The sequence below is a fragment of the Bacillus sp. MC1252 genome (genome assembly GCF_056838025.1).
The window spans coordinates 1,856,084-1,877,910 of the sequence record NZ_CM166369.1 but is presented as its reverse complement, the minus strand read 5'-3'; the positions used below and the strand labels follow the sequence as shown (position 1 = coordinate 1,877,910).

The following is a 21,827-nucleotide window of genomic DNA, read 5'->3' as shown; positions in this document are numbered from 1 at the left end:
ATTGAATTTGCGCACAAAAAGACAAACCGATCGAAAAGATATTTCTTTATACGATGAGAGGAAATGACGCATGTAGTAAGAGGACTCAGAAGCTTACTGCATGGCTTTGGAGATATTTCAAATAAAAAGGGATTTCAACGAAAAGAACAGCTTGAAGATAGTGTGAGTTATGCGGTCCGGCTTTATATCTCAGGCGTACAGCAAAAAGAAGATCTGTCTCATTGACAGGTCTTTTTTATGTATCGAACCGATATCATGAAAAGGGCTATAGTGCTTCGTGAATATAAATTTTTTTGACAGAAAACCAATAAAGATTTGACAGTTCTGTGAAACATGGTATGCTTATTATGTGAAATAATTCACATAGAGGAGTAGAGGCAGATGAAAAGAAAGCCTGTTTATGTGGAAACAACCATTCATGCACCTATAGAGAAAGTATGGGAATATACGCAAAATCCAAAGCTTCATGAACAATGGGATTTGCGATTTTCAACCATTTCATTAAATGGACCTAGAGATGAACAGCCTCAATCCTTCTTGTATGAAAAACATCTTGGATTCGGTATAAGTGTGACAGGGACAGGAGCGTATCGAACAAGAATGATGGATGAGCGCGATGAAAGAGCGTCCTCGCTCAAATTCAAATCGTCACATCCTTTATCTTTCATTAAAGAAGGCAGCGGCTATTGGAAGTACATGAAAACGAACGATCACATTGTGTTTCAAACTCAATTTGATTATGAAACGAAAGAAGGAAAAGGGTGGAAATGGGCAGACCGATTCTTTTTTCGGCCGATGATGGGCTTTATGACCGCCTTTAGTTTTGGCGCATTAAAGACGTGGCTTGAAAAGGGAACACATCCCCGTTTGCTGCTAGAGAGAACACTTGCTCATTACGGGATTTGTTTGCTGTTTGCCATCGTCTGGCTATGCCAAGCGATCATTCCTTTTTCACATTCTGCTTTTGATCATAGCACCGGGTTTCGCTTGCTTTATGCCCTTTTAGGCGTATCATTTTTGATTCCTAAGCTATCAAAGAAATATCTCTTTATTCTGCAAAGCATTTTTCTGCTTATGATGCTTTGTATAGGAATCCTATCCCCTGAGGCGAGCCTTCATGAGCCGCTTGTGGTGAGTGCATTTTTCATTTTATCCATTGCAGGAATGATTAATTTAAAAGATTGTGTAGATGTGTTTTCGATCAAACGAAAAAGGGGAGGTAGACATGGTCGTTCATCGTCATCAAGTAAAGGATTACGATAAGCTGCACCCGAAATTGAAAGAGCGGTACAACCGCGCGTTTACTGCCGAAGGGATCATGGAGGAAATAGGCGGCGGGACGAGGCTCATACGATTTTTCTTCAGAATAGGTCCATTTTTTCGCTGTTTTTTCCCTGAGAGAGGGAAAAACATTCCCTTTCGAATTGTGAACGAACCCTTTATGACAAACAAGGGAGAGGAAGGAATGCACTGGTTTCGTACGTTCTATTTCCCTGAGAGGGAAAGACATTTTGATGCAGATATGATCATTGATCAGGAGAGTCATAAAGTACTAGACTACTTTGGAAAACCTAGACTTCTTATGTCAGAGCTTCATTTTACAGTAACGGAAAATGGGTGCCTGCACATTCAATCCGGTAAGCAAAAATGTCTGATGTTAGGGCGGGAATTGCCGCTGCCTTCATGGCTATATGGTGTGTCGGATGTCACGGAAGGCTACGACGAGCATGCAGGTAAGTATACAATTGATGTGCATGTGAAGAATCGCCTTTTTGGAACTCTTTTTACTTATAAAGGCCGGTTTACTGAAAGGGTGTCTCATGATGAATAAATGGCATTTGACGTCTAGCATCATCTTCATGTCTTGTTTTCTCGCCACCCGTTTGTTGACAGGTCCGATTGCAGAATTCTTTGTTCTCCTTGCAATTTTGTTTTTTCTTCCCGTTGTATTACACTTTTTCGAACAGGAAGGGAAAAAGCGGAAGAAGGGGTTGCTTATCGGCTTTTTAATGAAAGCCTTTCCATTTGCTGCTCTCTGTGCAACTGGTGCATTCATGTATCATTCCGCTTGGTTTGCATCGGGATGGCTTGTCTATACAGTGGTTCTAGCTTTTTTTGGTTTGACTCGTTTGCTGAAAAGAGGACTCTTTCCGCTCCATGAGCTCATGATAGATGGTGCGTTTATGTATATCGTTTTAGGTGGGCTTTGGTTTTGGCTGTACACGGCAAATATACAAGTGATGACATTTTCGCCGCTTATTGTTCTTTTGACTGCTATTCATTTTCATTACTCCGCTTTTTTTATCCCGCTTTTTTATGGAATTAGGGAGGCAGCGCAAATCAGAGACGCTTTTATACAAAGCAAGTGGCTGGGTCATTTTGCTGTCACCCGTGATGATTGCTGTTGGGATTAGCTTCTCCCGTCTATTTGATACGTTTAGCGTCATCGTTTATGTGATCGCACTCTACGTGTATGGAATCCTTTGTATGAAAACAAGGTTTCGTTCAGCTGTGGCAAAAGGGCTGATTGTGTTTTCTAGCAGTATGTTAATGGGGACCATTGTGTTATCTCTTCTATATTCTGCTGGCATGCTCATGCGTGTGACCTACATAAGCATTGATCAAATGCTTTGGTTTCATGGCAGTATCAACGCATGTTTTGTTATTTTACCGGGTCTGATTGGATGGCTGATCGAAAAGCCGGCCGATCGATTGAACAAGAAGGATTTTCCGATTTCGAGGGTTCATGGTCGTTTTCAGTTGCTGTCTTTTCAAAATGAAAGAATACATGATAGCGAGAAGATCGGTTTAGTAGATTCGCTTGAAGAATTAAATGGAAAGACGTTTTCAGCTGAAAGGGTGTCACCTGTTATTCGCAGGTTTTATGAGGACCCCATGCAATTTACGTTAAAAGCAGCGGTCAATTTTCATTGGTGGGTGAGGCCTTTTGTCTATATATTTCAACCAGTTTTCAAAAAAATAGGTCAGCTATATTTGGGGTCATCTCGTATTCCGTATGAAATGCCGGGAAGCCTTTGCAGATTTCAACACCCTAAGGAAGAAAGAGAGAATGTGCGTGCGTGGATTCGTCACAACGAGAAAGGTGAGCAAGTCTTTTTTGCGCTTTATGCTCATCATCACAATGCAGATGCGGGTTATATGAATATTGCTCTGCCGCTTCCGTATTCACAGCTTACCGCCATTTTAAAACCTTTTAATGAGCAGGAAGACTTTCTATTAAAAAGCAAATGTCCAAAAGGCAGTAGCGGTGACGAAGGATTGTATTTGAATACGCCTTTTATCACCATGAAACTGCCAATGGAAGAGAGCTTTCATATGAAACCGGAGACAGAAGAAAGTCTCACAGCGGTTCATCAAATGAAGCTGTTCGGTATTCCTTTTTTAACGATTCAGTATCATATTGACAGCAAAAGTCATCTATTTTAGTCAATGATGTCACATGGTTCACCGTGCCGAATGATGTTCACAATCGCTTGCCCGTCACTCGGATGATGATCTGCATATTGTACTGGCAGCAGCGCAAAAAATACATAGTAGACTGAGAAGTAAGCAAATTGATAGAAAAATTGATGTTCTGGCAGGAAATCATTGGCGATCATTGTATTCAGTATGAGAACACTGAGCAGGTTGCATAATGATCCGCCTAAGTAGACAAGAATGTGCGACAAACGGTTATTTTTCCTCATTTCTTCATAATGGCAAAATGCATCTAGAAAATAGATTCGTCTAATTTCAACTACACCTATTTTCAGCACTTGTTTGCCTCTGCCAAGCGCAAAAGAAACCTTTGCCCCAAACATCCATGCGACCACAATATGGCCTAGCTGATGCAGGATGGCAACGATAGGAAGAATGACGAAAAACGACCAGCAAAACGTCCACATATCTGACAATGTAAACAAGTGTTAACCCTCCCTGAAATATTCGAGAGGAAGCAGTAGGATTATTTGCCATTTTACAGAATTCATTTTCAAGATGCAAACATTTAATAGACTGCAATAAATTCATTATGTAAACTAGTGAGTGATGTTGGTGCTGAATCGGCTTTTGAACCCGTTTTTTTAAAAATTGGATGTGCTACAATGAGGAAATCAACGAGAGACTAGCGGTCATCTAGCAGATGAGGAATTGAGTGCTTGTACCTTTAAAGGAAGAGGAGAGATTCATATGGCAGATATTGAACAGTTTTTAGCGTTAGATATGCGTGTTGGGACAATAATAGAAGCAGAATTTTTTGCAGAAGCCAGAGTACCTGCACTGAAACTAAAGATTGATTTTGGTGCCGAAATTGGTCTAAAGCAATCTAGTGCACAGCTGACAAAACGTTATACCGCTGAGAATCTGATCGGCAAACAAATCGTGGCAGTCGTCAATTTCCCGCCAAGAAGAATTGCAGGATTCAAATCAGAAGTGCTTGTCTTAGGAGGCATGCCGTCGAAAGAAGACGTTGTCTTGCTTGCCACAGATGAGCCGGTTGAAAATGGGACGAAAATAGGATAAGAAAAAAGACATCTTCAATAGAAGATGTCTTTTGCGTATTGAGGCGGAATAACCACACGCCACATTCGTGTGTGTCTCAAAGAGACGTGTTACCCGACTTACACAATTCAGCTCATCGCTTGATTAATATAGCATGGGATGAGCTTGAATGCAACCATTAAATATTTTCTCTCTTCATTTGTCGTCATTTTAGAGGATATTGAACCTCATATGAAAGAAATAATGACAAGATATCGATTATTTGGATTATTTTTTCAAAAAATATTGAAAAGTCAGATCAGATTTTATAAAATGAATTCAACTTAGTTTGTTTAATCAATAAACTAAGATAAGGATCACCAGTTTATCCGTTCACTAAAGGAGATGATTCCATCATTCAAATGATTGACTGTGTATGTGGGCTAAGCTGAATGATTGAGAGATTCAGCTTCATTTTTGCAACGAATTGAAAGCGCTTTATATTTTATGCATTGATTGCTGCTGCCCTGCACCATCTGTTCTTTAGAAGAGGCTAAGTAAAGAAGGGAGAAAGCTCATGGTTAGTGAGAATTTAAAGAAGATTCGTATGTCTGAAAAAGTGGGATATGCTTCAGGAGATTTCGCATGTAATTTAATTTATGCAACTGTCTCTACGTATCTATTATTTTTTTATACAGATGTATATGGTTTATCAGCGGCAGCAGCAGGGACGATGTTTTTGGTTGTTCGCGCCATCGATGCGCTTGCAGATCCTTTTATTGGGGCAATGGTTGATCGAACGAACAGCCGTTTTGGCCGGTTCAGACCTTACTTGTTATTCGGTGCGTTTCCCTTTGTGGTACTCGCAATCCTTTGCTTTACGACACCTGACTTTTCCGCTATGGGCAAACTTATTTATGCCTACATCACGTATGTCGGTTTATCGCTTACATACACGTTCATCAACGTTCCTTATGGGGCTTTAACATCCGCAATGACAAGAAATAACCAAGAGGTTGTCAGCATTACGTCTGTTCGTATGGTTTTTGCAAATCTCGGCGGTTTGGTTGTTGCTTTTTTTGTTCCTTTTCTTGCGACTTTATTAGGCGATACAACAGGAAATACAGCACTTGGCTGGCAGATGACGATGGCATTTCTCGGCGTTCTTGGCGGCGCATTACTTATTTTCTGTTTTAAAAGCACAAATGAACGCGTCACGCTTCAAAGGCCTGAGGAAAAGATTAAATTCAGCGATATCTTTGTCCAGTTACGAGTGAATCGTCCGCTTGTTGTGTTAAGTATTTTCTTTATCATTATTTTTGGCGTGAACTCGATCAGCAACTCAGTAGGGATTTATTATGTGACATATAACCTTGGCAGAGAAGATTTAGTGAAGTGGTACGGACTCATTGGCAGCCTGCCAGCTTTAATGGTGCTGCCGTTTATTCCGCGGCTACACAAGCTGCTAGGAAAGAAAAAACTGCTGAATTATTCATTATTGCTGAATATCGTAGGTCTTCTTGCTCTACTTGTGATACCGCCGAGTCAAATTGTTCTGATTCTTATTTTCAGACTCGTCGCTGCTGCTGGGAGTATTACAGCAGGTGCTTACATGTGGGCGCTCATTCCTGAAACGGTTGAATATGGCGAATATAAAACAGGGAAAAGGATGGGCGGGCTCATCTACGCAGTGATTGGATTCTTCTTTAAATTTGGCATGGCATTAGGCGGGATCGTTCCAGGCCTTGTACTCGATCGGTTTGGCTATGTAGCGAACCAAATGCAAACACCAGAAGCATTACTTGGCATTTTAATCACTACAACGGTTATTCCTGTATGCTTACTGATTTTAGCGATGATTGATATTAATTTTTATAACCTGGATGAAGAAAAACATCAAAAAGTCGTGAGGGAGCTAGAGAATAGGGATCAGGTGTATGTCGATCATATTGACGATTTTAAAATGTAAATCATTGAAAGAGGAGGGAGATCAATGAAGATTACCAACCCAGTGCTAAAAGGGTTTAACCCGGACCCGAGTATTTGCCGTGTAGGAGACGATTATTACATTGCGGTCTCTACATTTGAATGGTTTCCAGGGGTTCAAATTTATCATTCGAAGGATCTTGTCCATTGGCGTCTCGCCGCGCGCCCTTTGCAAAAAACATCTCAACTAGACATGAAAGGAAATCCCGATTCAGGAGGGGTATGGGCACCGTGCTTAAGCTATGCCGATGGCCAGTTTTGGCTCATCTATTCAGATATTAAGGTAGTGGATGGCCCGTTTAAGGATGGTCATAATTATTTGGTCACGGCAAGCGAAGTCGATGGCGAGTGGAGCGAACCGATTCGGCTCAATAGCTCTGGATTTGATCCATCTTTATTCCATGATCAAAACGGGAAGAAATACGTATTAAATATGCTGTGGGATCATAGAGAAAAGCACCATTCCTTTGCAGGTATTGCCTTGCAGGAATACAGTGTGCCTGAAAAGAAACTGATCGGTCAGAGGAAGATCATTTTTAAAGGCACGTCTATTAAACTGACAGAAGCCCCGCATCTTTATCACTTTGGTGATTACTATTATTTATTAACGGCAGAAGGGGGCACTCGGTACGAGCATGCGGCCACGATTGCCCGGTCCTCGCATATTGAAGGGCCTTATGAGGTTCATCCTGATAACCCGATCTTAAGTGCTTTCCATGAGCCTAGCCATCCGCTTCAAAAATGCGGGCATGCCTCAATTGTTCATACGCATACAAATGAATGGTACTTGGCTCATCTCACGGGCCGTCCGATTCAATCAAATAAGGAATCTATTTTTCAACAAAGAGGTTGGTGTCCTTTAGGAAGAGAGACAGCGATTCAAAAGCTCGAATGGAAAGATGGCTGGCCTTATGTGGTAGGCGGAAAAGAAGGAGCAATGGAAGTTGAAGCGCCAGCAATAAGTGAAAAAGTCTTCTCTCCAACGCACCATACAGTCGATGAATTTAAAGTATCGGCGTTAAATAGACATTTCCAAACATTAAGAATCCCTTTTACTGATCAGATAGGTTCATTGACGGAGAACCCTCATCATTTAAGGCTATACGGTCAGGAGTCTCTTACGTCTAAATTTACCCAAGCGTTTGTTGCAAGGCGCTGGCAAAGCTTTTATTTTGAAGCTGAGACAGCTGTTTCATTCTTTCCAAAAAATTTTCAGCAAGCCGCTGGTCTTGTGAATTATTATAATACGGAAAACTGGACAGCGCTTCAGGTAACATATGACGAGGAGCTTGGCCGTATCCTTGAATTATCCGTCTGCGAAAATCTGACCTTTTCTCAGCCGTTGACAAATAAAATCGTCATTCCAGACGAGGTCACGTATGTGTATTTAAAAGTGACCGTTCAGAAAGAGACGTACAAATATTCTTATTCTTTTGACCAGCAAGAGTGGGAGGAGATTGATGTGCCGTTTGAATCAAGCCATTTATCCGATGATTTCATTCGCGGAGGGGGATTTTTTACAGGGGCATTTGTCGGCATGCAGTGCCAAGATACAAGCGGCGAGCGTCTGCCAGCTGATTTCAACTATTTTCGCTATGAGGAAACAGGTGAATAAAAAAAGACAACGCTCTAAAAGTTGTCTCTTTTTATCAGTTAGCGGTTCATTGTGAAAGGGTAGCATCATGCAGGAAAGCTTCAGTGACAAGAGATGTCATCCCTAACGCCGGTGCGTTGTGCCCTAATGATGAAGGGAGCAGCTCAACACGTGAACTGAATTGTGCATTCATTCTAGAGGATACCTCATCTTGAATGACACTCAGAACCGTTGGCTGTGATTCAATGACCTTATTTCGTAAAATAACGGCTTGCGGGTTAAAGGTGTGCAGGACGTTTGTGAGACCCAAGCCAAGATAAAAGCCAAAGTTGCGCAAGGCATTGAGTGTTTTCATATCATTTAACTTTGCCAGCTGCTCAATGTCTTGATAGGATACGTGCTGGCCATTTGTTTGAAGTGACTGAAACAATGCTTTCTCAGATGCATACAGCTCCCAGCATCCACGGTTTCCACAGCTGCATGTTGGTCCATTAAAGTCGATCGTCATATGTCCCATTTCACCAGAAAAACCGTATGCGCCTCTATATAAATGATGATTGAGAATGATACCGATTCCAATTCCAGTGCCGATACTTGCATAAATCAGGTGGTCATAGTGTTTAGCGGCACCAAAGATTTTTTCGCCATATGCACCGGCATTTGCTTCATTTTCAATGAAGACGGGTACTTGGAAGGTATCTTGGAGCGTTGTTTTCAGGTCAACATTTTTCCATTTTGAATGAGGTGTAAACACGATTAGTTCATCTGCATCCACTAACCCAGGTATACAAAGGCCAATGCCAATAAGCCCGTATGGGGAAGAGGGGATTTGTGCGATCAACTGATGAATCAATTCAATTAATATGCGTATGGTTACATCAGGAGAGCTTGATGGGAGCTTGAGCTGCTCTTCATGGATAATAGACCCTTCAAGGTCTGTTAAAATGCCGTTTACATAATCAACACCGACATCAATGCCAATTGAGTATCCTGCGCGTTTATTAAACATGAGTAAAACAGGTCTTCTCCCGCCGCTAGATTCACCTTGGCCGATTTCATAGACGAGATGTTCTTTCATTAACGTACTCACTTGAGATGAAACAGTCGATTTATTTAAACCAGTGCGTTCAGATAATTTCGCTCTAGAGATTGGCGCATGATGGAGGATTTCTTTTAGCAATAGCTTTTGATTTATTTTTTTCACAAAGTTCTGATCAGCGATATTCACGTTATCCACTCCATTTGTTTCGTCTTTAGATTAAGTTGAAAAAAGGTGCTTTTTTACGAATGTATTTCATGAGAAGTATGAATTTAACTTTATTATAACGAAAATATTTCTAAAAAACTAAAAAATATGGAAAATTCAAAGAGATTTGATGACAAATTCATAATTAGTTTGTTGGTTAAACTTACAAAGTGTATTCATAGGAGGAATGAAGAATGGTCAAATCAAATATGAAATCCTTACGCAGTTTAGAGGCGGTTGGCAAAATTCAATATGAAGGAAAACAATCAAAAAACCCACTTGCTTTTAAATATTATGATCCGAACGAAATGATTGGTGGAAAAACAATGAAAGACCACCTGCGTTTCTCAGTCGCTTATTGGCACACATTGACTGCTGATGGAACAGACATGTTTGGAACGGGCACCATGCAGAGAGCCTGGGACTCTTATAGCGGAATGGATTTGGCGAAAGCTAGATTAGAAGTGGCTTTTCAGCTTTTTGACCTATTGGAGGTTCCGTATTTTTCATTCCATGACCGTGATATTGCACCAGAGGGAGACACGCTTCAAGAGACGAACCAACAGTTAGACATCATTTTAGAAAGGATGAAAGATTACATGCAGCAAAGCGGGGTGAAGCTGCTGTGGAACACTGCCAACATGTTCAAGCATCCCCGGTTTGTACATGGCGCTGCTACATCTTGTCATGCAGATGTATTTGCCTATGCGGCTGCGCAAGTCAAGAAAGGAATTGAAACCGCAAAAGAACTCGGTGCAGAAAATTACGTTTTCTGGGGAGGACGAGAAGGTTACGACACACTGCTGAATACAGATATGAAAAGAGAGCTTGACCACATGGCGACCTTTTTGCACATGGCTGTTGATTATGCAAAAGAAATTGGGTACACCGGTCAATTTTTAATTGAGCCAAAGCCAAAGGAGCCGACAACCCATCAATATGACTCAGATGCAGCGACATCTATCGCCTTTTTAAAGCAATACGGATTAGATTCACATTTTAAATTAAATATCGAGGCCAATCATGCAACGCTAGCTGGTCATACATTTGAACATGAATTACGTGTAGCAAGAATTCATGGACTGCTCGGCTCTGTTGATGCGAACCAAGGCAATTCGCTTCTAGGCTGGGACACTGATGAATTCCCAACCGATTTATATGCCACAACACTGGCCATGTATGAAATTCTGCAAAATGGTGGACTTGGAACTGGGGGTCTCAATTTTGATGCAAAGGTCAGAAGAGCCTCCTTTGAACTTGAAGATATTTTGTATGCCCATATTGCGGGAATGGATGCGTTCGCAAAAGGGCTGCGGGTGGCTCATAGACTCATCGAAGATCGTGTGTTTGAAGATGTAATCAAGCACCGGTACCGCAGCTTTTCTGAAGGAATTGGACGCGACATTTCAGAAGGGAAAGCAAACTTTCATACATTAGAAGAATATGCTTTGACGCATCCTTTCATCAGAAACGAATCGGGAAGAGAGGAACAGCTGAAAGCACGATTGAATCAATACTTGTTAGAAGATTAATTGAATAGGCGGACCTGTTTTGAAGGAGTGAAAACATGAAGTATGTGATGGGAATTGATCTTGGAACGAGCGGAGTCAAAGCGATATTAGTAGATGAGAGCGGAAAGGTGTGCTGCGAAGCTTCTAAGCCTTACCGCCTCATTCAAGATAAACCAGGATATTGTGAGCAGCATCCTGAGGATTGGGTAGAGCAGACGATTGCCGCAATGAGAGAACTCATGGCGAGGCAGCCTGCTCATTCAAGGCGAGTAGAAGGGATCAGCTTTTCTGGACAGATGCATGGTTTAGTTTTATTAGATGAATCACGCCAAGTGCTCCGCCCCGCAATCTTGTGGAATGATACAAGAACGACAGAACAATGTACACGCATCACAAAAAAGCTAGGGGACCGGCTGCAAAAGATCACTAAAAACCAGGCGTTAGAAGGATTCACACTGCCAAAATTATTATGGGTAAAGGAGCATGAACCAGATATTGATCAACAAATAGACATGTTTTTACTTCCAAAAGATTATGTCAGATTTCGATTAACCGGCGCTATTCATATTGATTATTCCGATGCGGCTGGCACTTTACTGTTAGATATCGGAGAACAGACGTGGAGTAAGGAGATTTGTCAGGCATTTGATATTCCTCCTCATGTTTGCCCGCCGCTTGTCTTATCAGAGGCGGAGGTCGGTACACTTTTGCCTCAAGTTGCACGGGAGACTGGGATCAAAGAAGGTGCGAAAGTCTTTGCAGGGGGAGCAGATAATGCATGCGGGGCAATCGGTGCTGGCATTTTGTCATCCGGTCACACGTTATGCAGCATTGGCACATCCGGTGTCATTCTCTCCTACGAAGAGGACCATGAAAGAGAGCTGCAAGGAAACTTGCATTTGTTTCATCATGCAAAAAAAGACGCTTTTTATACAATGGGTGTCACTCTTTCAGCAGGATATAGCCTTGAATGGACAAAATCCTTACTGGCTCCAGAAAAATCGTTCCAAGCGCTGTTAGAGGGTGTGGCTGATGTAGCGCCAGGAGCGAATGGATTGCTCTTTACCCCTTATTTAGTTGGGGAAAGAACGCCATATGCGGATTCAATCATTCGCGGAAGCTTGATTGGATTAGACAGCAGGCATGAAAGGGCGCATATGGTCAGAGCTGTGCTAGAGGGGATCACCTTCTCGTTAAATGAATCAATTGCTTTATTCCGGCAGGCAGGAAAAAGAATAGAGTCTATTGTGTCCATTGGCGGCGGTGCGAGAAGTCAAACATGGCTTCAAATGCAGGCAGATATTTTTCAGGCGGAGGTCATCCAGTTAGAAAATGAACAAGGGCCCGCTTTAGGTGCAGCGATGCTTGCAGGGGTTGGCTCCGGATGGTATCCATCACTTGAAGCATGCGCTGATCAGTTTATTCATCAAGCGGCCGTATATGAGCCAAATCAGCAGCGTGTTGATGTCTATGCCCATCTATTTCGTTTGTATCAAAGCATTTATACAAAAACAAGAGACATACAGGTCGGTTTAAAGCAGTATCGTTCCATCTAGCAGAGAGTCTTTACATGAAAGGAGGTGATGGGCTCGTTTCATCTTAGGGATGACAGAACAATAAGGATGAAAAAAGGGAGGAATAAAGAATGAATTTCAAAAGATTGAGGCTATTGTTTGTGATGTGCATTGGACTGACGCTTATACTGACTGCTGTACCAGCTCATGCAATGACGATTACCAATAATCAAATGGGTAACCATAGTGGCTACGATTATGAATTATGGAAGGATTATGGAAATACATCGATGACGCTTAATAATGGCGGGGCATTTAGCGCGCAATGGAACAATATCGGAAATGCTTTGTTCCGAAAAGGAAAGAAGTTTGATTCCACTAAAACTCATCATCAGCTTGGCAACATCTCCATCAATTACAACGCAAGCTTTAACCCAGGCGGAAATTCGTATTTATGTGTCTATGGCTGGACACAATCTCCACTAGCTGAATACTACATTGTTGATTCATGGGGCACGTATCGTCCAACAGGAACACATAAAGGAACATTTACTGTAGATGGAGGCACATATGACATTTATGAAACAACCCGTGTCAATCAGCCTTCCATTATTGGGATTGCGACCTTCAAGCAATATTGGAGTGTACGTCAAACAAAACGTACAAGCGGGACTGTATCCGTCAGTCAGCATTTTAAAAAATGGGAAAGCTTAGGGATGCCAATGGGAAAAATGTATGAAACAGCATTAACTGTAGAAGGCTACCGAAGCAATGGAAGTGCGAATGTGATGACCAATCAACTGTTTATTGGACGATAAAAAAGATCATAATGAAAAGCCAGCAGTCTCATTGCTGGCTTTTCCCCTTTCTATGATAATTTTTCAACCTCGACTCTGCCGGAAAAGAACGTGGCACCGCCGCCCATATCTGCCAAACGATCAGGTGTTAATCCATTGACCAAATGCTTTTTGCCTTTTTGATCCGCCCATAATCCTTGACTGACCACAACGCCAGATAATACATTGTGACCGACTGAAACGACAAGCTCACATTCTCCCCGATCATTCAGCACACGCACCATGTCACCATCTTCAATCTTTCTCTCTTTTGCATCTTGTTCATTCATATGAAGCTTCGGAAATTTCTCGAGCTTTTGGTGCTTTTCATGAAGTGAGAAGGTGGAATTAAGAAAATTATGGTTCGGCCCCGGTATAAAGGTAAGCGGATAATCACTTTCCTGATAAAGGGGTACATAGGTTGGAAGTGCTGGATATCCGTCTTGCTTCATTTGTTCAGAGTAAAGCTCAATTTTCCCGCTTGGGGTAGGAAGCTTTAAGTCCTGGAAAGCCCCTCGTTTTGCTTTGATCCACGTTTTCTCTTTTAATGCTTCATATGAAATGTCTTCATAATGCGGGTTTTCCGGGTGATGAAGGGCTTGTTCCATGAGTTCCGCATCTGTCTCGCGGAAGGCGTCATCTTCAAAGCCCATGGCATGAGCCAAAAGGCGAAATACTTCAGTGTTGGATTTGCTTTCTCCATAGCGTTCAATGACCGGCTCTTGAATTTGAATATAATGATGCCAGTACGATGTATAGAAATCCTCGTTTTCAAAGGCAGATGTCGCCGGCAGAATAATGTCTGCATATGCGGCTGTCTCTGTAAGGAACAAGTCATGAACAACTGTAAATAAGTCCTCTCTCAGCAAACCTTCTCTTACTTTATTTGCTTCAGGTGTTACGACGGCTGGGTTGCAAGAGTAGACGAAAAGTGAATCTACGGAAGGCTTTGCATTCGTCAGCACACTGCCTAGCTGATTCATATTAAATGTTCTAGGCGAGCGTTCCTTTAATAGATCCGGCCGCTGAAGAGCTGTTTCATTATAGCTGAGAAAAGAAGAGTTCGATTTCATCGCACCGCCGCCTTTGTGCAGCCATTGACCAGTCAGGGCAGGGAGGCAGGCGATGGTTCGAATACTCATTCCGCCATTATCATGATGCTGCAAACCATTGCCAATGCGAATTAGAGATGGTGATGTCTCTGCATACATTCTTGCAAGTGCGATGATATCGTTTTTAGGGACACCCGTGATATGCTCAACAGTTTCTGGATCATACTGCTTCACATGCTCGCGAAGCTCCTTGTGGCCGACCGTGTATGTCTCTAAAAATGAAGCATCTGTACGCTCCTCTTCAAAAAGGACATGCATGATGCCAAGGGCAAGCGCACTGTCAGTACCAGGTCGAAGCGGGATGAACCAATCTGCCATCCGGCCGGTTTGATTTTTGTGAACATCAATGACAACAATCTTTGCCCCTTGCTTTCGAGCTTTTTGAGCCAAGGTAATTTGGTGCATATTGGTCGACACAGCATTGATGCCCCAAAAGATAAATAGTTTTGTATGAATGGTGTCTTCTGGATCTGTCCCAATGCTTGCGCCCATTGTATATTTATAGCCAGTCGTTCCAGCTGACTGACAGATGGTTCGATCCAACTGACTTGAACCAAGACGATAGAAAAAGCGGCGGTCCATTCCCTCTGCATTAAGATTGCCCATGTTTCCATAGAAGCTGTAAGGTAAAATACTTTCTGCACCTTTTTCTTCGATCAGCTTTGTCCATTTTTGCCGAATGGTTTCAATGGCTTCTTCCCACGTAATAGGCGCAAACTGACCGTCTCCTTTTCGGCCAACACGTTTTAAAGGAGTCGTCAGTCGTTTTTCATCATATAAGCGGGCTGTGACATTTCGCACTTTGTTGCATATGTTTCCTTGTGTCACAGGATGGTCTGGATCTCCCTGAACTTTCACGATCTTCCCGTTTTCTTTATGTATTAAAAGACCGCACTGATCCGGGCAATCTAACGAACAAACTGATTTGAAAATTCCGTCTTTCATTGCTGTATAATCGGTCATGAGTTTTTGGCTTCCTTTCTGCATTCCGTTATCGCTTTGTATGGACTATATTTTAGCATGTTCGGAGATGGAAGGTAAGAAAGAGATGATGAATTGAAGAAAATGAAAAAAAGCCCCCCTAAAAGGGACTTTTAACATCGGGTAACCTGTACTGGGAATTCTTTCACCCCAAAAACAAACGTGCTTTGAATTGGGTTTAGCCTATCTGCTGCACAGGTGATCTCCTGAAACGTATGGAGTAAAATATCAAGCGCAATATTACACTCAAGCCGGGCAAGAGGTGCACCAAGACAAAAGTGAATACCAAAACCAAAGCTCATATGAGGGTTTGATTTCCGGTCAAGGCGGAACGTATCAGGATCTTCGAATTTCCGTTCATCACGATTCGCAGAAGCAACCCAGCTGATGAGGTAGTCTCCTTTTTCAATACGTGAGCCTGCGATCTCAACATCCTCTGCTGCAATTCGCCCAATTGCTTGAACAGGCGGATAATAGCGTAATGTTTCCTCTGTTAATTGAGGAATAAGAGAAGGATCTTGCCGCACTGATTCGGCGATATGAGGCTGCTCTGTAAGCAGTCGTACTGCATTTGTGATTAAATTGGTCGTTGTCTCATTGCCAGCAACGAGTAATAGAATACAAAAGCCAAGTAGTTCATTTTCCGTTAAACGCTCACCATCAATTTCCGCTTGAATGAGAAGAGAGATCAAATCATCAGCAGGTGTTTCTTTTCGTTTTTGGATCAAATGAGCAAAATAAACGGACAGCTCTTCTTCTGCGCGTTTCTGCATGTCTACAACCGCCTGAATGGCTTCTTCTGATTCATCCTTAGCCCCTGCCACAAGAGCATCAGAATGTTTCTTAATCAGCTCTCTGTCTTTTACCTCTGCACCGAGTAGCTCAGCGATGATCATTACAGGCAGGGGAGCTGCTAGATCTTGAACCATATCAAATGTACGTTGATCCTTGACCTGTTTTAATAGATCATTTGTCAGGTCTTTGATCTTTTCTTCTAATTGCTTGATCGCTTTTGGCGTGAATGCTTTATTCACGAGGGCTCTCATCTTTGTATGTTTTGGAGGGTCCATTGTTAAAATACTCGTTTTAGACGTGCTTCTTCCTCGCTGTGATGAGAACACTTTTGGCTGCCTCAGAACGGACTGGATATCAGCATATCGAAAGAGATCCCAGCACTTTCTAGTCTCATCGTATCTAATATCACCCTGCGCACGTAAATCATTGTAAATAGGGAACGGGAAAAGAAGGTCATCAGTGGATCGGATTTCTTTCATTGGAATGACATTGACGTAGTTTTCTTTCACTTTCATTATGAACGCTCCTTTTTCACTTGATTTCCCCTACACGGTATCACCAGTACAATTGCATTTCAACGGACATGTTTTCTAAAATATGTCAATAGTCTAATCGAAATATTCAAGCACATTCATCGTATAGGAAAATAGAAAGTCATCAAAAATGATAGCGTTTTCTAAAAAATAGAATTGAAGTCACCGAAACCAAAAATAAAATGGTGAATTCAGTCGAACGAAAGGGTACTATGAATCAAATCCATATAGTTCTTTTGATCTAAATTGCTGATTTGAAAAAACACGGTTAACATACATACAGCAAGCTGTTCACCATGCATTCGGGACTTTTGAAAAGCGCCGGCTCTTTCTTGACACGATTTCTCATCATGTTACGATAACTAACGTGGGAAAAACACGAACAAAAAGCGAACGAGGGAGAGGATCAATATCATTGATCAAAAGAAAGTTGCTTTCATTGGAGCAGGTTCTATGGCGGAAGGAATGATTGCAGGTATTGTGCGATCAGGACAGCTGCCGCTCAACCATATTTACGCAACAAACAGAAAAAGTCAAGTTCGATTGAATGAACTAACGAAACGATACGGGATTCAAACAGCCGCAATGGACTCATTTCCTTTTGAAGAAATGGACATCTTGATCCTGGCAATGAAGCCAAAGGATGCTGAAACAGCACTTGAATCATTAAAACCTCATATTCAGTCAGATCAGCTCATCTTGTCTGTACTTGCAGGTGTTAAGCAATCGTATATTGAAGGCATGCTGCATGGGGGTCAGCCCGTCATGAGGGTGATGCCAAATACGTCAAGTACGATTGGGGCGTCAGCGACCGCTCTATCTGCTGGACGTTATGTGAAAAAAGAACATGTGAGCATGAGTCAGGCCCTTTTATCTGAAATGGGAGAAGTCTATACCATTCAGGAAGAGCAAATGGATATTTTCACAGGAATTGCCGGAAGCGGGCCAGCCTATTTTTATTTCTTAATGGAAAGAATCGAAGAAGCAGGAGAAGAAGCAGGTTTATCAAAGGAAATGTCTCGCCAAATCGGTGCACAGACACTTCTCGGTGCAGCGAAAATGCTTCAAGAAACAGCTGAAAATCCTTCTGTCCTAAGAGAAAAAATCACGTCACCGAATGGAACAACTGCTGCAGGACTGAATGCATTAGACGATTTTGGCGGGGGAGAAGCAATCAAGCAGGCCGTCAAACATGCCGCCAATCGATCAAAAGAGATAAGTGAACAGCAAAAACAAAAAGTAACGATATAAATAGAGCCTCAATACAGGAGTGATAAGGTGTACGCAGATAAAGAGAGAAAACGAATTGTTGTGAAAATCGGAAGCAGCTCTCTTACTAGCTTTCAAGGTGAGATTAGTATAAAAAAACTAGAAAACCTCGTCAATCAAATTGTGAAACTGAAAGATGAAGGACACGAAGTCATTTTGGTTTCATCAGGTGCGGTTGCAGCTGGTTACCGAAAACTAGGATTTATCGATAGACCCAAAACACTGCCAGAAAAGCAGGCATCTGCCTCAATTGGGCAAGGGCTTTTAATGGAATCATATTCCACTTTATTTTTATCGCACGGTTATATTGCCTCACAGCTTCTCATTACAAGAAGTGATTTTTCAGATGAAACGCGCTATCAAAATGTGCGAAACACCATGAATGTGTTATTAGATAGAGGCATCATCCCGATTATCAATGAAAATGATACAGTGACGATCAATCGGCTGAGGTTCGGAGATAATGATACATTGTCTGCAAAAGTAGCTGGACTAATTGATGCGGATTTCCTTGCCATTTTATCTGATATTGATGGCTTGTATGAAGATAACCCGCATACAAACCCGAATGCGAAGAGAATTCTCGAAGTCACAGAAATCACTGAAGACATCGAAGCAGCTGCTGGAGATGCAGGAAGCAGCGTTGGAACAGGCGGAATGAAATCGAAGCTCGACGCCTTTAAAATTTCAATGGCCGCAGGCATCAATGGCTTTCTAGGAAAAGCGGATACGCCGCACATTTTAGACAAAGCGATCAATGGCACAGAGGACGGCACTTATTTTACAGCTGATGAAAATTTAGCGCCGCTGAATTATAAGAAGCAGTGGATCGCATTTCATTCTGGACCAAAAGGCGAGATCGTTGTTCAAGAGAAATCACAGGAGCACCTCATGCACCGTGAGAAAAGCCTTGATTCTGATGGCATAGTAGATGTGAAGGGTTCGTTTAAAAAAGGCGATGTCGTCCGTATTTTAGATCAAGATAGAGGAGAAATAGGGCTTGGCATTGTGAATTATACGTCTGACGAACTCGCGCTAAACAGTGGCTTGTTACAAGATGAAGTTGTTCATGTCGTCGATCTTGAAGCATTTGTTTGTCATTTAGATTTATCTATACCAGTTTGCTAACCAAAAGGGAGGAATTTCATGACACTGACAGCTGAAGTTGTCACATCGGTCAAAGAAAAAGCGAAAAAAGCAAAGCACGCATCAAAAAAACTAGGTTTACTTCAAACAGAGGAAAAGAATGAGGCGCTGCTTAAAATAGCTGAAGCGTTAGAAAAGCAAAGTACCTTCATTTTACAGGAGAATCAAAAGGATTTAGACGCAGGAAAAGAAAAGGGCTTCTCTGAGGCATTGATGGATCGATTAATGTTAAATGAGGAGAGAATTCATGAGTTTGCTGAAAGTTTGCGGCTTGTGACGAGATTAACAGATCCTGTTGGAGAAATATTGGATGAATGGACTCTTGAAAACGGCTTACATGTGAAAAGCCGAAGAGTACCGCTCGGCGTGATCGGTATGATCTATGAAGCGAGACCGAATGTCACTGTCGATGCAGCAGGACTTGCCTTGAAGGCGGGTAATTCAGTGATTTTAAAAGGCGGTTCCTCCGCTATTTCTTCCAACAAAGCCATCGTCAGCGTCATTCATGAAGCATTAGATCATACAAAGATCCCTCGTGATGCGGTCCAATTTATTGAACAAACAGACCGTTCATCTGTTCAAGCGATGTTTCATCTAAAGGAATGGATCGATGTGTTAATTCCAAGAGGCGGGGCTTCTTTAATCAAAACAGTTGTTGAAGAATCAACCATCCCAGTCCTTGAAACAGGAACAGGGAACTGCCATGTTTTTATTGATCAAACAGCGAATATCGATAAGGCCATTGAGATTGTTATCAATGCGAAAACGAATCGTCCAGCTGTGTGTAATGCACTTGAGACACTAATCATTCATCGTGATTGGCTGAAAGAGAATGGCGCAGCATTGAATGAAGCACTGCTTCACCATCAAGTCACTGTACATGGCGATCAGGAAGCACAATCTTACTTTTCAAATGCGGTTTCTGCTGAGGAAGTGGATTGGACAGATGAGTATTTAAGTCTTGATCTTGCGGTAAAAGTAGTCGATTCAATTGAGGAAGCGATTGACCATATTGACCAGTACGGCACAAAACATTCAGAAGCCATCGTGACAGAAGATGAAAAAAATGCACTGACGTTTCTAAACGAAGTCGATACGGCTGCGGTTTATCATAACGCATCCACCCGCTTTACAGACGGCGGCGCACTTGGATATGGGGCTGAAATAGGCATCTCCACTCAAAAGCTGCACGCAAGAGGGCCAATGGGGCTTCCTGCGCTTACAACAACTAAGCTGCTTCTGTCTGGTGATGGTCAGATTAGAAGCTGAGAATAAATGTTAAAAACACTACCTTCTTCATGAGGTAGTGTTTTTTAATAAGTTCAATACTTTCATTCGTTTGAACAGTCTTTCTTCATGACTTTCTCAAATTTAAAGAACTCAAATGTCTCAGGTGCTAACGAGTCATTTTCTTTATCACTGGTATGAGGAAAGTTCGGGTCTGGATGATGTAAGTGATAAAACTCTACAATTTGAAACCCGCATTTATTGACATAAAAATGAATGTTCCGCTTTTCAAAATAAGGAGTCACAACCTCCCATACTTTGGTTTCTGGATATTGAGCCTCAATAGCTTTCCATGCAGCCTGACCAATGCCGCGGCTGTGTGATGATGAAGAGATGTAAAGTAAGTCAACCGAATTGTGATCTGTTTGTGGGTTGATTTTTAATACAACGCCTCCAGCCTTTTCACCATTTAGCAAAATATGATAAACAAGGGCCCCGGCCGCATGAAAGGATTCATCAATTGCTTCATCTGGAGGAATCGGTCCACCTTGTGCATCGCCAAATGCCTCGATCACGCCAGCTGTAAAAGCCTCCTGTAATTCTTTTTTCATAGAAGGGAAATCCTCTTTATTTGCAAGTGATAATGTGACTTGATGTCGAGATGTTTTGTTCATTTTTATATCCTTTCTCCACGTATGTGGTGTTGCTACATGTTATGATAAAGGATGGAGTAACTCCATAGTCAAGAGAGGAGACATGCAGATGATCAATGATGTGCAAAAAACATTTTTCACTGGGGAATTTGCAAAGTTATTCGATGTGAAGAAAGATACGCTGCTTTATTATGATAAAATCGATTTGTTTAAGCCGGCTGGGGTCCATGAAAATGGGTACCGTTACTATACTCTCGAGCAATTTGATCAATTCATTGCCATTCAGTCCCTTCGAGCTGTTCAATTTCCTATTAAAGAATTAAAACAATACTTCACAGAGCCTTCCCGGGACAGACTTCAAAGCCTTGCGACCGAACAAGTTGAAAAGGTCAAGCAGGAGATTGAAAAACTTCAGGATATCCAGTCTTTTCTTTTGCGCGTGATTGAGACGACGAATGAATTATCATCTGTGAAGACAGGGGAGGTCTTGTTTCAAGAACTGCCAGAAGAACCGGTCATACTAAGTGCATCACATCCGATTGATTTGAACACGCCCGTAGAAGAAATATCTCGAATTGCAGGAGAATTTCTAAAGGAAATTGGCATTAAAGGCGCTGCGGCGAATGGTTCCGTTTTAAAAAAGGAGCAGTTTCTTCAGCGTCACTTTCATCAGTCAGATGTGCTGTTTTGCCGAATGGAAGGACCAGGTGCAGTCCAAAAACCTGCCGGCCTCTATGCGGTCATGTATGATCAAGGAACATATGAAGAGCTCGAATCAGCCTATTCACGTCTGTTAGCTGACATCGAGAAAGAGGACATGGTGCTGGATGGAGATGTATTTGAGGAATATTTGCTTCATTCGCTCATGTCTAAAAATGAAGCAGAGTATATGACAAAACTCAGTGTAAAAGTGAAAAAACGAGCAGATTAAGAAATGAAAAAGAG

Annotated in this window: 18 protein-coding genes and 1 pseudogene; 14 read left to right on the top strand and 5 right to left on the bottom strand. The window is 42.0% G+C overall.

Annotation, left to right across the window (positions count from 1 at the left end):
• The first annotated feature begins 63 nt into the window (after nucleotides 1-63).
• The 4 genes and pseudogenes from ACYH0L_RS09335 to ACYH0L_RS09320 all read left to right on the top strand — a co-directional run bounded on the left by ACYH0L_RS09335 (nucleotide 64) and on the right by ACYH0L_RS09320 (nucleotide 3,447).
• Nucleotides 64-225, top strand: a complete 162-nt coding sequence (locus ACYH0L_RS09335; RefSeq protein WP_230030274.1) for a hypothetical protein — start codon at nucleotides 64-66, stop codon at nucleotides 223-225.
• Nucleotides 226-381: 156 nt separating this feature from the next.
• The gene (locus ACYH0L_RS09330) at nucleotides 382-1,263 is read left to right on the top strand and encodes a hypothetical protein (RefSeq protein WP_482353984.1); all 882 of its coding nucleotides are present in this window, start codon (nucleotides 382-384) and stop codon (nucleotides 1,261-1,263) included.
• Nucleotides 1,226-1,831 (top strand): DUF4166 domain-containing protein, encoded by a 606-nt coding sequence (locus tag ACYH0L_RS09325; RefSeq protein ID WP_099727874.1) that lies wholly within the window; start codon nucleotides 1,226-1,228, stop codon nucleotides 1,829-1,831. Before ACYH0L_RS09330 ends, ACYH0L_RS09325 begins: the two co-directional genes overlap by 38 nt.
• Nucleotides 1,824-3,447: pseudogene (locus ACYH0L_RS09320) on the top strand (YndJ family protein). Before ACYH0L_RS09325 ends, ACYH0L_RS09320 begins: the two are co-directional and overlap by 8 nt.
• Here ACYH0L_RS09320 and ACYH0L_RS09315 read toward each other — a convergent pair.
• Entirely contained in the window at nucleotides 3,444-3,923 is a 480-nt protein-coding gene (locus ACYH0L_RS09315; protein ID WP_099727873.1) for a site-2 protease family protein, read from the bottom strand. The pseudogene ACYH0L_RS09320 and the gene ACYH0L_RS09315 sit on opposite strands and share 4 nt — an antisense overlap.
• 265 nt (nucleotides 3,924-4,188) lie before the next feature.
• Between ACYH0L_RS09315 and csaA the strand changes: the two genes are divergently transcribed.
• From csaA to ACYH0L_RS09300, 3 genes are all read left to right on the top strand, one after another.
• Nucleotides 4,189-4,521 carry a chaperone CsaA gene (csaA, locus tag ACYH0L_RS09310; protein ID WP_099727872.1) on the top strand — a complete coding sequence of 111 codons (333 nt, stop codon included), beginning with the start codon at nucleotides 4,189-4,191 and terminating at the stop codon, nucleotides 4,519-4,521.
• Nucleotides 4,522-5,056: 535 nt separating this feature from the next.
• Complete coding sequence (locus tag ACYH0L_RS09305) at nucleotides 5,057-6,448, top strand: MFS transporter (RefSeq protein WP_099727871.1); 1,392 nt, start codon at nucleotides 5,057-5,059, stop codon at nucleotides 6,446-6,448.
• A 24-nt stretch (nucleotides 6,449-6,472) separates the two neighbouring features.
• On the top strand, nucleotides 6,473-8,080 hold the full coding sequence (locus tag ACYH0L_RS09300) for a glycoside hydrolase family 43 protein (protein ID WP_482353983.1): 1,608 nt from the start codon (nucleotides 6,473-6,475) through the stop codon (nucleotides 8,078-8,080).
• Nucleotides 8,081-8,126: 46 nt separating this feature from the next.
• On the opposite strand, the gene xylR is transcribed toward ACYH0L_RS09300, so the two are convergent.
• The gene (gene xylR, locus ACYH0L_RS09295) at nucleotides 8,127-9,287 is read right to left on the bottom strand and encodes a transcriptional repressor XylR (protein WP_230030267.1); all 1,161 of its coding nucleotides are present in this window, start codon (nucleotides 9,285-9,287) and stop codon (nucleotides 8,127-8,129) included.
• A gap of 212 nt (nucleotides 9,288-9,499) precedes the next feature.
• On the opposite strand from xylR, the gene xylA reads away from it, so the two are divergent.
• The 3 genes from xylA to ACYH0L_RS09280 all read left to right on the top strand — a co-directional run bounded on the left by xylA (nucleotide 9,500) and on the right by ACYH0L_RS09280 (nucleotide 13,148).
• Nucleotides 9,500-10,837, top strand: a complete 1,338-nt coding sequence (xylA, locus tag ACYH0L_RS09290; RefSeq protein WP_249705523.1) for a xylose isomerase — start codon at nucleotides 9,500-9,502, stop codon at nucleotides 10,835-10,837.
• Nucleotides 10,838-10,872: 35 nt separating this feature from the next.
• The gene (gene xylB / locus ACYH0L_RS09285) at nucleotides 10,873-12,372 is read left to right on the top strand and encodes a xylulokinase (protein WP_230030265.1); all 1,500 of its coding nucleotides are present in this window, start codon (nucleotides 10,873-10,875) and stop codon (nucleotides 12,370-12,372) included.
• Nucleotides 12,373-12,461: 89 nt separating this feature from the next.
• Nucleotides 12,462-13,148, top strand: coding sequence for a glycoside hydrolase family 11 protein (locus ACYH0L_RS09280; protein WP_230030264.1), 687 nt, complete (start codon nucleotides 12,462-12,464; stop codon nucleotides 13,146-13,148).
• A gap of 50 nt (nucleotides 13,149-13,198) precedes the next feature.
• Here ACYH0L_RS09280 and ACYH0L_RS09275 read toward each other — a convergent pair whose 3' ends face one another.
• Together ACYH0L_RS09275 and ACYH0L_RS09270 are read right to left on the bottom strand one after the other, a co-directional pair.
• On the bottom strand, nucleotides 13,199-15,241 hold the full coding sequence (locus ACYH0L_RS09275; RefSeq protein ID WP_099727865.1) for a molybdopterin oxidoreductase family protein: 2,043 nt from the start codon (nucleotides 15,239-15,241) through the stop codon (nucleotides 13,199-13,201).
• A gap of 131 nt (nucleotides 15,242-15,372) precedes the next feature.
• A complete protein-coding gene (locus ACYH0L_RS09270) occupies nucleotides 15,373-16,569 on the bottom strand; it encodes a cytochrome P450 (RefSeq protein WP_256498681.1) in 1,197 nt (398 codons plus the stop codon).
• A gap of 471 nt (nucleotides 16,570-17,040) precedes the next feature.
• Between ACYH0L_RS09270 and proC the strand changes: the two genes are divergently transcribed.
• The 3 genes from proC to ACYH0L_RS09255 are packed head-to-tail and all read left to right on the top strand — an operon-like array spanning nucleotide 17,041 to nucleotide 20,271.
• The gene (proC, locus tag ACYH0L_RS09265) at nucleotides 17,041-17,838 is read left to right on the top strand and encodes a pyrroline-5-carboxylate reductase (protein ID WP_249705525.1); all 798 of its coding nucleotides are present in this window, start codon (nucleotides 17,041-17,043) and stop codon (nucleotides 17,836-17,838) included.
• Between the two features lie 27 nt (nucleotides 17,839-17,865).
• Complete coding sequence (gene proB / locus ACYH0L_RS09260) at nucleotides 17,866-18,984, top strand: glutamate 5-kinase (protein WP_099727862.1); 1,119 nt, start codon at nucleotides 17,866-17,868, stop codon at nucleotides 18,982-18,984.
• An 18-nt stretch (nucleotides 18,985-19,002) separates the two neighbouring features.
• Complete coding sequence (locus ACYH0L_RS09255) at nucleotides 19,003-20,271, top strand: glutamate-5-semialdehyde dehydrogenase (RefSeq protein ID WP_482353982.1); 1,269 nt, start codon at nucleotides 19,003-19,005, stop codon at nucleotides 20,269-20,271.
• Nucleotides 20,272-20,333: 62 nt separating this feature from the next.
• Here ACYH0L_RS09255 and ACYH0L_RS09250 read toward each other — a convergent pair whose 3' ends face one another.
• Nucleotides 20,334-20,903 carry a GNAT family N-acetyltransferase gene (locus ACYH0L_RS09250; protein WP_099727860.1) on the bottom strand — a complete coding sequence of 190 codons (570 nt, stop codon included), beginning with the start codon at nucleotides 20,901-20,903 and terminating at the stop codon, nucleotides 20,334-20,336.
• Between the two features lie 88 nt (nucleotides 20,904-20,991).
• Between ACYH0L_RS09250 and ACYH0L_RS09245 the strand changes: the two genes are divergently transcribed.
• Nucleotides 20,992-21,813: a MerR family transcriptional regulator gene (locus tag ACYH0L_RS09245; protein ID WP_482353981.1), complete on the top strand. Its 822-nt coding sequence runs from the start codon at nucleotides 20,992-20,994 to the stop codon at nucleotides 21,811-21,813.
• Nucleotides 21,814-21,827 lie beyond the last annotated feature (14 nt).

What these genes read in the sequence shown, in the direction of transcription:
- ACYH0L_RS09330 (WP_482353984.1), top strand. Translation starts at nt 382, where the DNA reads ATGAAAAGAAAGCCTGTTTATGTGGAAACAACCATTCATGCACCTATA.
- xylA (WP_249705523.1), top strand. Translation starts at nt 9,500, where the DNA reads ATGGTCAAATCAAATATGAAATCCTTACGCAGTTTAGAGGCGGTTGGC.
- proC (WP_249705525.1), top strand. Translation starts at nt 17,041, where the DNA reads ATGGCGGAAGGAATGATTGCAGGTATTGTGCGATCAGGACAGCTGCCG.
- ACYH0L_RS09275 (WP_099727865.1), bottom strand. Translation starts at nt 15,241, where the DNA reads ATGACCGATTATACAGCAATGAAAGACGGAATTTTCAAATCAGTTTGT.
- ACYH0L_RS09255 (WP_482353982.1), top strand. Translation starts at nt 19,003, where the DNA reads ATGACACTGACAGCTGAAGTTGTCACATCGGTCAAAGAAAAAGCGAAA.
- ACYH0L_RS09280 (WP_230030264.1), top strand. Translation starts at nt 12,462, where the DNA reads ATGAATTTCAAAAGATTGAGGCTATTGTTTGTGATGTGCATTGGACTG.
- ACYH0L_RS09335 (WP_230030274.1), top strand. Translation starts at nt 64, where the DNA reads ATGACGCATGTAGTAAGAGGACTCAGAAGCTTACTGCATGGCTTTGGA.
- ACYH0L_RS09250 (WP_099727860.1), bottom strand. Translation starts at nt 20,903, where the DNA reads ATGAACAAAACATCTCGACATCAAGTCACATTATCACTTGCAAATAAA.
- ACYH0L_RS09305 (WP_099727871.1), top strand. Translation starts at nt 5,057, where the DNA reads ATGGTTAGTGAGAATTTAAAGAAGATTCGTATGTCTGAAAAAGTGGGA.
- ACYH0L_RS09270 (WP_256498681.1), bottom strand. Translation starts at nt 16,569, where the DNA reads ATGAAAGTGAAAGAAAACTACGTCAATGTCATTCCAATGAAAGAAATC.
- xylB (WP_230030265.1), top strand. Translation starts at nt 10,873, where the DNA reads ATGAAGTATGTGATGGGAATTGATCTTGGAACGAGCGGAGTCAAAGCG.
- ACYH0L_RS09300 (WP_482353983.1), top strand. Translation starts at nt 6,473, where the DNA reads ATGAAGATTACCAACCCAGTGCTAAAAGGGTTTAACCCGGACCCGAGT.
- ACYH0L_RS09245 (WP_482353981.1), top strand. Translation starts at nt 20,992, where the DNA reads ATGATCAATGATGTGCAAAAAACATTTTTCACTGGGGAATTTGCAAAG.
- ACYH0L_RS09325 (WP_099727874.1), top strand. Translation starts at nt 1,226, where the DNA reads ATGGTCGTTCATCGTCATCAAGTAAAGGATTACGATAAGCTGCACCCG.
- csaA (WP_099727872.1), top strand. Translation starts at nt 4,189, where the DNA reads ATGGCAGATATTGAACAGTTTTTAGCGTTAGATATGCGTGTTGGGACA.